Here is a 12,253-nt window from a genome sequence, read left to right on the forward strand (position 1 = left end):
AGTCGTTAGGAGGTATTAGAAAAAGGCGTAAATTCGCAAAATGATGAAAAAAGAAGATATAGAAGCTATAAAAATGCTATTAGCTTCTCCTAAAAAAATTGCAATAACAATGCACCGCAATCCCGATGGCGATGCCATGGGTTCTGCACTAGGGCTATACCATTTTTTAACCCAAAAAGGACACCAAGCTACGGTAATTGCACCTAACGAATTTCCAGAATTTTTACATTGGCTACCTGCCACTAACAGCGTACTTGTTTTTGAAAGAGAAAATGATAAAGCAGTTAAAGCTTTTGAAAAAGCCGATATCGTATTTACATTAGATTTTAATACGCTTAGCCGTACTGGAGACCAACTACAAAAAGTATTAGAAAAGCTAGATACTACGTATATTATGATAGACCACCATCAGAAACCTGATGATTACGCAAAATACACCTTTTCGGATACGCAATATGGCTCCACGTGCGAAATGATATACCATTTTATAACACAATTAGGCGAACGCGAAAGTATTAATAAAACTATGGCTACCTGTTTGTATACTGGTATTGTTACCGATTCTGGCTCGTTCCGTTACCCCTCAACTACAGGCACAACACACCGCGTTGTAGCCGATTTTATTGATTTGGGAATAGACAACAGTAAAATACACAGCCTACTGTTTGATAACAATTCGCAAAACAGAATTCAAATTTTGGCAAGCGCTTTGCATAACATGAAGGTATTGCCAGAGCATAAAACTTCGTACAGCTATTTAAGCCAAGAAGAACTTACAACACTGGGGCATACCAAAGGCGATACCGAAGGAGTAGTAAATTACGGTTTGAGCATGAAAGGTATTATGTTTACTGCCTTTTTTACGGAGAATAAAGACGAAGGCATTATAAAAATATCATTCCGCTCTAAAGAAGGGTTTGATGTTAACCAATATGCACGCACCTATTTTAGTGGTGGTGGGCACATTAATGCCGCAGGAGGTAAATCGGAAGAATCGCTAGAAGCAACAATACAAAAATTTATTGCTACTTTAGCAAACATAAATATTGATGGATAAATGAAGAAGCTATTTTTAATAGTACTGTTTATAACGGGAATTACAATAACAAGCTGCTCACAACAGCAGCAAGCTAGGCGCCCAGTATCGCAATCGTCGGGTGCTGCGTTTATCGATAAATCGGTAGAACGCAACCGAAAACTCGTAGCAAAAGAAGAAGCGATTATAGACTCTATTATTAAAAATAATCCTGATATTAATTACATCGCATCAGATAAAGGCTATTGGTACCATTACGAAATAGAGAATAAAGGTGCTACAATAACACCCAAAAGAGGCGATGTTACTTATTTTGATTATGATGTGAAAGACCTTGAGGGGAACGTAATATATACCAAAGCAGAGCTAAAACCACAAGTATATTATGTAGATAAAGAAAACATAATGATGGGGCTTCGTAGTGGTATTAAACTCATGAAAGAAGGCGAAACAGTTACCTTTTTATTCCCATCCAATATGGGGTATGGTTATCATGGCGATAATAATAAAATTGGTGTAAACCAACCTTTAGTATGTACTGTTACATTAAATAAAATAAAACCCGAAGCTGAAGTAAAAGAAAATAATAATAAACTATAAATGAAACCAATGACAAGTCTTTTTTTAAGTTTAGTTGCTATTCTGTTTTCGTGCAACAATACAGAGAGTCCGCAAAGATACGGCGGACAAATGGATGATGGGCTTTATGCCAAAATAGAAACTAACAAAGGAAATATACTCCTAAAACTAGAACCCGAAAAAGCACCACTTACAGTAGCCAACTTTATTAGTCTTGCCGAAGGCGATAATAAAATGGTTGACGAGGCTTTACAAGGAAAAAAATATTACGATGGACTTAAATTCCACCGTGTTATAAAAAACTTTATGATACAAACAGGCGATCCTAAAGGCGATGGCTCTGGAGGTCCAGGATATAAGTTTGCTGATGAAATTACGGATTTAAAGCACGATAAGCCAGGTACACTATCTATGGCAAATGCAGGACCTGCAACCAACGGTAGCCAGTTTTTTATTACACACAGGGCTACACCACACCTAGATGGCATCCATACCGTATTTGGTTATATTGTAGAAGGAATGGATGTTGTAAACAAAATAGAGCAAGGCGACGAAATGAAATCGGTAAAGATAATCCGTGTAGGTCGTGCCGCTAAAAAGTTTAAAGCCGCTAAAACATTTAAAAAAGGCGTTGAGGAATCCATAAAAGAACAAAAGGAAAAAGAAGAAGCTATTGCAAAAGCAAAAGCCGAAAAAGTAGCCTACTTTAAAGCTGAAAAAGCAAAAAGTGTTACACTCGATTCTGGACTAAAATACACCGTGGTTAAAAAAGGTAATGGTAAAAAACCAGCTATTGGCACTAAGGTAGATATAGAGTATTCTGGATTTTTAGAAAATGGATTTTTATTTGACTCCAGTATACCCGAAGTAGCTAAAACATTTGGTAACTACATACCACAAAAAGATGCCGCAAAGCAATACAAACCCATACCTTTTAAAATAGGCACAAAATCGGGAATGATTCCTGGTTTTATAGAGGGTATAGAGCAGATGAGTATAGGCGATAAAATTATTATATACATTCCATCGCACTTAGGATATGGTGAGCGTGGAAACCCGAGAGGTAAAATACCACCAAATGCACCTATTATATTCGAGCTTGAGATGTTAGAGAAATAACTAACTCGTAATAATACACCGCATAACAATAAAAGGATTTAGCAATAAGTCCTTTTGTTGTTTTTATTAAGATTACATACTAAAATAAAATAGCATATTTTTATTTTTTTGAGCTTATGACATTAACTTTTAAAGATTCTAAAATAAACGCTCACTTTCAAATTATATATGGGAGTGATGGTTTTAATCGCAAATATTTTACCCAAAATAAAAACGACCAACTCCTTACCATAGCTTGGAATAAAGGAGATACACAAAAAGTAGTTGTTGACGAAGTAACATACGATTTTCCTGCAAATGCTATTTTACCATTAGTAGCCAACCAAACATTCCGATTTGAGAATGCCGAAGCTATTGTTGCGTGGCAGTTTAATCGTGACTTTTATTGTATTATCGATCATGACGAAGAAGTAAGCTGCGTTGGGTTCTTGTTTTACGGTTCGTCACAAGCCATGTTTATACTACCCGATAAAAAAGAGGAAGATAAAATAAACATGCTATTGAAAGTTTTTAAAGATGAGTTTGAAACATCGGATGCAATACAGGGCGAAATGCTCAGAATGTTATTGGTACGGCTTATTATTACCATTACTCGACTAGCTAAAAAGCAATACATAGGTACTCAAAATGAAGAAGAAAACACTAAATTCAATCTATATCGGGAATATAATATAATGGTCGAGAAAAATTACCGTACCCACCACGAGGTACAGTATTACGCATCGGCATTAAACAAATCGCCAAAAACATTGGCTAATGTTTTTGCTTTATATGGTAAAAAAACACCTTTACAAATAATTCAGGAACGTTTAGCTAGCGAAGCAAAACGATTGTTGTATTACACCGATAAATCAGTAAAGGAAATTGCTGCCGAAATAGGTTTTGAAGATACTTCTCACTTTAGTCGCTTTTTTAAAAAGCAGACTTCTCTTACCCCTACCGAATTTAAAAATAGCATAAAAAACACGCAATAAGGAAAAATCGACCACACGTCGGGAACTATATCTATTTCTCACAGCTACTGTCTGTCGCATCTTTGTACTGTCAATAATGACAAACAAAATTTTAAAGACATACAGTTATGAAAAATTTCACAGTACCAACAAGAGAAGACGTTTCTGAAAACAACCAAGCTATTTTCGATAACCTTAAAAAAGGTATCGGTATGGTGCCTAACCTTTATGCTTACTTTACTAAAAGTGAAACAGCATTACAGGATTATCTTACCTTACAAAACAGAAAAACATCGTTACGACCAAAAGAGAAAGAGGTAGTTAACCTTGTAGTGAGCCAAGTAAATGCTTGCGACTATTGTTTGGCTGCACATACTACAATTGGTAAAATGAATGGTTTTACAGATGAGGAAATACTAGAAATACGAAAAGGTACGGCAGGTTTTAACAGTAAATTAGATGCATTGGCTAAGTTTACTAAAGATATTGCTGTTAACAGAGGGAGAGCATCGCAAGCAAATACAGAAGCATTACTTGAGGCTGGCTATACTGAAACAAGCCTTGTAGATATTATTTTATTAATTGGCGATAAAACAATATCCAACTTTATTTATGGCGCGGCACAATTTCCTGTTGATTTTCCTGCTGCTCCGGCACTATATGGCGTAGAGGCTGTATAATGGAATACAAAAAAATGAAAACGAAAATAAAAAAGGGTATCGTTATGATACCCTTTTTTATTTATTAACCATTAAATTGCCATTCAAATTCATCATCATCGTTAATAATAGCCCCTAGTTCAACTTTTACTATTTCGTTAAACTCTACTACAAAAATAACCCAGTTATCTTCGTTAAAATAGTGTTCCAAAGTATCTACCGCTTCGTTATCAAATGCTTTAATACCGCTTTCTTTTAACTGAGGTTCTACGTCGTCCCAATTTTTACCGATTACCGAAATACCATTAACGCTTGCTCCAGCGTGCGACACTGACATATAGCCTAATTTAAAATCTTCGTCCTCGTAAAACGTAAGGGCTAATTTTTTATCATTATACAAATAAATAATGTTGTCCTCGTCGTCCTCATAAGTTCTGTCAGGTTCACCATACAAGGCTTCTACATCTTTTTGTTTCATTCCAAAAAGCAACTGGTCTACTCCTTTTTTTACATGTAATTTCATAATTGTAATTATTTAATGGTTAAACAATGGATATTAAAAATAAAAATCCGCTATAAAAGCGGATTATAAGTTATTAATAGTTAAAAGTACCATACTCACTTTTAATGGTAAGCTCTTTTTTATCAGAGGCTTCTACCCTACCCACTATTTGGGCAGCTACGTTAAAGGATTCTGATATGGCAATAATATCATTTGCTATGGCTTCGGGTACATACAATTCCATTCGGTGCCCGCAGTTAAATACCTGGTACATCTCTTTCCAATCGGTACTGCTTTGCTCTTGTATGAGCTTGAACAAAGGAGGTATCGGGAAAAGATTATCTTTTATAACATGTACACCCTCTACAAAATGTAATACTTTGGTTTGTGCCCCACCACTACAGTGTACCATACCATGAATATCAGTTGAGGTAAATTTTTCTAAGATTTTTTTAATAATAGGTGCATAGGTACGCGTAGGCGATAGTACGAGTTGCCCTGCATCTATTGGGCTATCTTCAACAGCGTCGGTTAGTTTTACATTACCCGAATACACCAAATCTTCGGGTACAGCAGCATCAAAACTTTCAGGGTATTTTTCGGCTAGGTATTTACTAAAAACATCGTGGCGTGCCGAAGTAAGCCCGTTGCTACCCATACCGCCGTTATAGCTTTTCTCGTAAGTTGCCTGCCCGTACGATGCCAAGCCTACAATAACATCGCCTGCTTTAATATTGGCATTATCTATTACATTGCTACGCTTTATACGTGCTGTAACCGTAGAGTCTACAATTATAGTGCGCACCAAATCGCCAACATCGGCAGTTTCGCCACCTGTTGCGTGTATGGTAACCCCAAAATTTCTTAATTCTTCAATGAGTTCTTCTGTACCGTTTATAATTGCCGATATTACTTCGCCTGGTACTAGGTTTTTATTCCTCCCAATGGTGGATGATAACATAATATTATCGGTAGCTCCCACACAAAGTAGGTCGTCTATATTCATAATCAAAGCATCTTGTGCAATACCTTTCCATACCGATATATCGCCTGTTTCTTTCCAATACATATAGGCTAACGACGATTTTGTTCCTGCGCCATCGGCATGCATAATAAGGCAGTAATCATCATCATTGGTTAAATAATCGGGAACAATTTTACAAAAGGCTTTAGGAAACAGCCCTTTGTCTATATTTTTTATGGCATTGTGCACATCTTCCTTAGAAGCAGAAACGCCTCTTTGACTGTAGCGTTGGCTGGTATCAGAACTCATGTAGTTTTGTTTGTTGTGTTGTAGCCACAAAGATAAGACTAATGTAATAATGTGGCAATGCGATAAGGGAACAATTGAATTAAAGATTGTTTTATCACAATGTTAGAGCGTGTCATTGTAAACGAAATACAATGAAGCGTAGTATTCTACTATATAATTGCTTTTAAAAACACGTTATAACATTCGTAAAATAATGTTTATTATAAGTATACTTTACAGATTGCTTCGTCGTACCTCCTCGCAATGACAGTGCTTGGCAATTTGGTAAATTGCTACATTAAAAGTATTGATATACTATTAAGGATTCTCAACTATTAATACTTCTACCCTACGGTTGGCGGCGCGTTCTTCTTCATTATTTTCAGGTAGTGGGTATATGGGGCTAGTAGTACCAAGTCCTTCAAACGAAGTACGTTCTCTTTCAATACCATTTTGCCTTAAAAACATGGCTACCGCTTTAGCGCGTTGGTACGATAGTTTTCGTGGGTCGCCCTCTATGCAACAAATATGCCCTAATAACTTTATTTTCATTTTAGGATTGGCACGCATAATTTCTAATAACTCAAATAAACGTGGGCGCGATTCTGGTACTATAGCAAACGTATTAAGACGAAAGTTAAGGTTACTTATCTCTAGTTTATCGCCTGATTTGGCAGCACTTACCTTTTGCATAAATACGGTATCAAGTGGTATTTCTTGCCTGCCGCCACGTGGGTCGCGTACTACTATTTTATCGGGAAACTTTATTATAGGCTTCTTTTGTACTACGGGTTTTGTAGGTTCTTTTATGCCCAATACTTCGTTTTCTCTATGTAAATCTTTTTCTGGTAAATAGTATAACGTTACTTTCCGATTTTCGGCTTTTACTGGCGACATTTTATGTAACTCGCCAAAACTGCGGGTTTTAAAATCTTCGCGTGTTTTTACTTTGCCGTTAATTTTACGAAATACGTGGCTTACCCTGCGTTGTGCCAAAGTATCGTTTAAGCCTGTTGTACCATCTTCATCAGTATAACCGTTTATGGCTAATATTTTTGATTTGGCATTGGCTGCCATCCATTTTTCTAACCGTTCGTTTTGGGTTGGGGTAAGTTGGTGCTTATTAGTATCAAAATAAACAGAGAATTGCTCTTGTGCTACCAATACAATAGGAAACAATAATGTAATAAAGTATAGCAGCTTTTTAAAAGTGTGTATCATAAATGTGGCAATGGAATAATGGTAAATGTATAATTTATGCTACTAAACTGCAAACTTAGTGCCTGTTATGCCTTTGTTATCATAATTTCCACTCTTCGATTAGCTTTTCGTTGCCAACTAGTAGATTCTGGTATGGTATGTATTGGTTTGGAGCTTCCTAAGCCTACATACGTCATACGATATGTTTCTACACCATTATCTATCAAATACTTATATACCGTTCGTGCTCTTCGGGCAGATAAATCAGATTGGTCCCACAAACCACAGCAAGTATGCCCTAAAATAACAATATTTATATTTTGTCGCTCTTTCATCAGTTTTAATAACCTCAATAATGAAATATTCGAACTTGGAACGAGCATTGTGGTACCAGGCTCAAAATTAACGTTATCTAACCTTATTTTGTCACCTACTTTTAACTTACGATTTATACTCAAGTTCCTAAGCCGTAACATCATATCTATAGAATCGTCTTCTTCCAACTCACGTTCAATACTTAAGTTGTCAAGTTCGAAGGACATTTCTGTAGATTCAGTTTCGTTTTGTGCCAATACTACTACTGAGCAAAAAACAAATACAATAGTAAATAGTTGTTTCATAACAGTAAGGATTTAATTATCTATAATTTCTATCTCTACACGACGGTTGGCTTTACGCTCTTGTTCATTTTTTTCGGGCAATTTATGTATGGGTTTACTACTGCCAAAACTCTGGTACGAAAGTCTATTTTTTGCAATACCATTGCGTACCAAATAGTTGTAGGTTGCTAATGCCCTGCGCAATGAAACCTGATCTTGTTCTACTTCCTGACAGCAAATATGCCCCTGAATATCTATTTGTAAAGCACTATTTTCCTGTAAGATACGTAAAAGTTTTGCAAGTACAGGTTTTGATTCTGGCAATATAATATCCGAATTATTATAAAAATTAAGATTTGGTATACGCAATACATCACCCTTTTTGGCTTTGTTAACGGCTGTAATAAAAGTATCTTCTTGCTTATCGGGGCTAGTAAAATAAAGTGTTACTTTACGATTAAGGGTATTGTTATCTGATAAATTAAAATTTTCGCCATACGCCTTTAGCACCAAATTTTCGCTAATAGCTACTCCTTTTTGCTGTAATGAATTTAACACATTTTTAGCACGCCTTTCAGAAAGATTAACATTGTACGCATCGGTACCTACAGGGTCGGCATAGCCGTATATTTTAATAATTTGAGCATTTTGGTTTTTTGCTATCCAATTTGATAATTCTTGAGCTGATTTGCTATTTATAGTATCGATATTAAAATCAAAGTAAACAGTAAAGGTATTTTGCGATTGTAATATACTTATTGTAAATAAAAACAGGAGTGTTAGTATTTTTTTCATGGAGTGGTTTTAGTACCTCTTAAACGTTAAAGCCATTCGTTTTAGTATAAAAAAAGCCTACCAAAAATGGTAGGCTTTTTATAGTGGTAGTAACTACTATTTGGTAAATAGTAACTCCCTATATTTTGTAAGTGTCCAAATTTCATCGTCAACCAAGAGCTCTAATTTATCGCAATGATTTCTAATGGTATCAAAATATGGTTTAACGTTATCGCAGTAAGCAATTGCCATTTCTTCGCCTGTTTCTAGCTCATTTGCTTTTTTACGCTCTTCAGTCATTGCTTCAACTTTCATGTTAATACCTGCAATGTGCTCCGAAATTTCTTTAATGAGTTTTATTTGTTGTCTGCCCACCGTTTCGTGGTCCTTACCAAATATATCTTTTAGCCCTTTTACGTTTTCTATAAGTATGTTTTGGTAACGAATAGCTGTTGGCACTACATGGTTACGTGCAATATCGCCAAGTACTCTGCCCTCAATCTGGATTTTTTTAGCGTACTCCTCAAGTTCAATCTCATAACGCGCTTCCATTTCTACATGGTTCATTATTTTAAGATCTTCAAATAATGCTAATGTTTTCTCAGATACTTTAGCTTTAAGTGCTTTTGGCGTAGTTTTGTTGTTACTTAATCCTCGTTTTGCCGCTTCTTGTTCCCACTCTTCGCTATACCCGTCACCTTCAAAAAGTATGGCTTTGGTTTCTTTAATGTATTCTCTAAGTACATTAAAAACGGCATCGTCTTTTTTCATGCCCTTATCAGCAATAAGCGCATCAACTTCTTTTTTAAAGTCTTTAAGCTGTTTTGCAACAATAGCATTAACTATAGTCATTGCATTGGCACAGTTGGCTGTTGAGCCTACTGCCCTAAACTCAAATTTATTTCCTGTAAAGGCAAATGGCGATGTTCTGTTTCTGTCCGTATTATCTAGCAATACATCTGGAATTTTACCTACCACATTTAACTTAAGGTCTGTCTTTTCTTTTGGAGAAAGCTTACCTGACGATACCCCCTCTAATTCCTGTAATACTTTGGTAAGTTGCTCTCCTATAAATACCGATATAATAGCTGGTGGTGCCTCATTAGCACCTAGCCTATGGTCGTTTGATGCTGTTGCAATAGCTGCTCGCATTAATTCCTCGTTATCCTGAACTGCTTTAATAGTATTAATAAAAAAGGTAAGGAATTGTAGGTTGCTCATTGGTGTTTTGCCTGGACCTAAAAGATTTACTCCAGTATCGGTAGCTAACGACCAGTTGTTGTGTTTACCCGAACCGTTTACACCTTTAAAAGGTTTTTCGTGTAATAATACTTTAAAGTAATGACGTTCGGCTATTTTACCCATCACATCCATAAGTAGCGAGTTATGGTCTACCGCAAGGTTAGCTTCCTCAAATATTGGTGCTAACTCAAACTGGTTTGGTGCTACCTCGTTATGGCGTGTTTTTACAGGTATACCCAATAGCATACACTCATTCTCTAAGTCGCGCATGTAGTTAAGTACTCGCGTTGGTATAGAACCAAAATAATGGTCGTCCAACTGCTGCCCTTTTGCCGATGTATGCCCTAAAAGCGTACGCCCTGTAAGCGTAATATCAGGTCTGGAATTAGCTAACGAGGAATCGATTAAAAAATACTCCTGTTCCCACCCTAGTGTAGCAGTAACTTTTTTAACGTTTTTATCAAAATAACGACACACATCTGTTGCAGCAGTGTCTACAGCAGCTAGTGCACGTAATAGTGGCGTTTTATAATCGAGTGCCTCACCTGTATACGATACAAATACGGTAGGCACGCACAATGTTGTACCAAATATAAAAGCTGGCGATGTAGGGTCCCATGCTGTATACCCTCTAGCTTCAAATGTGTTTCGTATTCCTCCATTCGGGAAACTGGATGCATCGGGCTCTTGTTGTACTAACTGACCTCCATCAAACTTCTCAACAGGATCGCTACCATCTGGTGCCGTTTCAAAAAAAGCATCATGCTTCTCGGCAGTAGCTCCTGTTAATGGCTGAAACCAGTGGGTATAATGGGTAACGCCTTTAGAGAGTGCCCACTCTTTCATACCCATAGCAATGTAATCTGCTAACTTACGGTCTATTTTTGTTCCATGCTTTACTGCGTTTGTTACTGCCTTGTATGCTTCTGGCGTTAAAAACTGACGCATTGCTTTATCGTTGAACACGTTACTACCAAAAATAACTGACTTTCTATCAAGTTCTTCAACCTCAACCAACTGTCTGCTGGCGGTTTCTTTTAATGCTTGAAAACGTAATGTTGACATGAAACTATATATTTTAATTAATGCTTATTTGAATACGAAGCAAATATATAAAATATATCATTAAAAAAACACATACCCCTATTTTTTTAGGGGTTATTATAATTCAAAACTTACTTTTAATTAAATAACCCCTTTAAATAATTACGTTTTAACTTGCAAACTAATTGTTTTAACTGTTTTTGCCATGTATATACTGTAACCAGTTGTATTTTTTTGGATGTATGCTTAAACTACTGCAATTACAGATTTGTTAACAAACAGCTTAAAAATGTTAATTAAAAATAAAAATAATCGTAATATAACACAATACGTTAAAGATTATATAATTAAATTGACTTCGGGCTGAAGAATAACTAATTTTACATTGTAATTTTAACTATAAAACAAGTAATTATGAGTAATAAGAAATTAATAGTAGGTATTGCTGCTGGAGCAGCAGCCTTAGCAACGGCAGCCATATTTTTATTTAGAAAGAAAGCTAAAGAACAAGCTTTTGAAGAGCGTGTAGAAGAGGCTAAAGAAAACATGGAGGGTAAACTTAATGAATTGCACAAAAAAGCGGAAAAAGAAGTTAAAAGCACTACTGGCGACGATGTAACTATGAATGTTGCAAAAGAAAGAGCGAATGAGTGGGCTAAAACAGCCAATGCGTAAAACGTACTATTAGCCACAATAAAGCAATACAACTATACAAAAGAAAGGTTCTCTAAAATAGAGAACCTTTCTTTTGTATATAATTTAGTGATAGCTAACTATCGTGTTTCGATAACCTGAACTCCGTTACCCGAAGTGTTTAGTGCATTCATTACAGCATCATAATCGCTTACATCTACACTATTAGAGAAGAATCCTGGAACAATAACTATTCTGAATACTTGATTTAATGAAAAATCCTGTCTTAAAAGCGGATCAAACTCAGCATCAAGGTAAATAGAAACACTATTCCTTGAGAAATCTGTAAAATAATCCAATGTTCCTTCATCTAAAAAATATGTTGTAGGAATTTGTTCCCAAATATCATCACCAAGTGGGTCTGTACCGCTCAATCGGTATACCAATACTACATCAGATGTAAAAATTTGTGGTTCTAGCGGTATTGTTACCGTAAAATCGCCATCGGCAATAAAGTTTACGTTGGGTACTTCAAATACCTCACTTATCGTGTCAGTATCAATGATATCATCATCGTTGTTGCACGATGTAAAAACGAGTGTACTAACTACAGATAAAAGTAAAAATATCCTTTTCATGTTTTAAGATTTTATTGTTTGGT

Annotated in this window: 13 protein-coding genes; 6 read left to right on the top strand and 7 right to left on the bottom strand. The window is 35.9% G+C overall.

All coding sequences use genetic code 11. The annotated features are described in order from the left end of the window. Positions 1-40 precede the first annotated feature (40 nt). The 5 genes from K1I41_RS11570 (at position 41) to K1I41_RS11590 (ending at position 4,367) form a co-directional block, all read left to right on the top strand. Positions 41-1,057 (top strand): DHH family phosphoesterase, encoded by a 1,017-nt coding sequence (locus tag K1I41_RS11570; protein ID WP_220640493.1) that lies wholly within the window; start codon positions 41-43, stop codon positions 1,055-1,057. After that, positions 1,058-1,636, top strand: a complete 579-nt coding sequence (gene gldI, locus K1I41_RS11575; RefSeq protein WP_220640494.1) for a gliding motility-associated peptidyl-prolyl isomerase GldI — start codon at positions 1,058-1,060, stop codon at positions 1,634-1,636. Next, positions 1,637-2,734, top strand: coding sequence for a peptidylprolyl isomerase (locus K1I41_RS11580; RefSeq protein ID WP_220640495.1), 1,098 nt, complete (start codon positions 1,637-1,639; stop codon positions 2,732-2,734). Positions 2,735-2,850: 116 nt separating this feature from the next. Next, entirely contained in the window at positions 2,851-3,708 is an 858-nt protein-coding gene (locus tag K1I41_RS11585; RefSeq protein WP_220640496.1) for a helix-turn-helix domain-containing protein, read from the top strand. 107 nt (positions 3,709-3,815) lie between these two features. Next, on the top strand, positions 3,816-4,367 hold the full coding sequence (locus K1I41_RS11590; RefSeq protein ID WP_220640497.1) for a carboxymuconolactone decarboxylase family protein: 552 nt from the start codon (positions 3,816-3,818) through the stop codon (positions 4,365-4,367). Between the two features lie 64 nt (positions 4,368-4,431). Here K1I41_RS11590 and K1I41_RS11595 read toward each other — a convergent pair whose 3' ends face one another. From K1I41_RS11595 to K1I41_RS11620, 6 genes are all read right to left on the bottom strand, one after another. Then, on the bottom strand, positions 4,432-4,869 hold the full coding sequence (locus K1I41_RS11595) for a hypothetical protein (protein ID WP_220640498.1): 438 nt from the start codon (positions 4,867-4,869) through the stop codon (positions 4,432-4,434). Positions 4,870-4,942: 73 nt separating this feature from the next. After that, positions 4,943-6,121, bottom strand: coding sequence for an AIR synthase related protein (locus tag K1I41_RS11600; RefSeq protein WP_220640499.1), 1,179 nt, complete (start codon positions 6,119-6,121; stop codon positions 4,943-4,945). Positions 6,122-6,418: 297 nt separating this feature from the next. Next, entirely contained in the window at positions 6,419-7,321 is a 903-nt protein-coding gene (locus tag K1I41_RS11605; RefSeq protein WP_220640500.1) for an OmpA family protein, read from the bottom strand. Between the two features lie 65 nt (positions 7,322-7,386). Next, complete coding sequence (locus tag K1I41_RS11610; RefSeq protein WP_220640501.1) at positions 7,387-7,920, bottom strand: OmpA family protein; 534 nt, start codon at positions 7,918-7,920, stop codon at positions 7,387-7,389. 12 nt (positions 7,921-7,932) lie between these two features. Further along, positions 7,933-8,694 (bottom strand): OmpA family protein, encoded by a 762-nt coding sequence (locus K1I41_RS11615; protein WP_220640502.1) that lies wholly within the window; start codon positions 8,692-8,694, stop codon positions 7,933-7,935. A 96-nt stretch (positions 8,695-8,790) separates the two neighbouring features. Further along, positions 8,791-10,980, bottom strand: a complete 2,190-nt coding sequence (locus K1I41_RS11620) for a glutamine synthetase III family protein (protein WP_220640503.1) — start codon at positions 10,978-10,980, stop codon at positions 8,791-8,793. A gap of 393 nt (positions 10,981-11,373) precedes the next feature. Between K1I41_RS11620 and K1I41_RS11625 the strand changes: the two genes are divergently transcribed. Then, positions 11,374-11,634 (top strand): hypothetical protein, encoded by a 261-nt coding sequence (locus K1I41_RS11625; protein ID WP_220640504.1) that lies wholly within the window; start codon positions 11,374-11,376, stop codon positions 11,632-11,634. Between the two features lie 98 nt (positions 11,635-11,732). On the opposite strand, the gene K1I41_RS11630 is transcribed toward K1I41_RS11625, so the two are convergent. Beyond that, complete coding sequence (locus K1I41_RS11630; RefSeq protein ID WP_220640505.1) at positions 11,733-12,230, bottom strand: hypothetical protein; 498 nt, start codon at positions 12,228-12,230, stop codon at positions 11,733-11,735. Between the last annotated feature and the right edge of the window lie 23 nt (positions 12,231-12,253).

This window comes from Flavobacterium litorale (assembly GCF_019613795.1).
Lineage (GTDB): Bacteria > Bacteroidota > Bacteroidia > Flavobacteriales > Flavobacteriaceae > Flavobacterium > Flavobacterium litorale.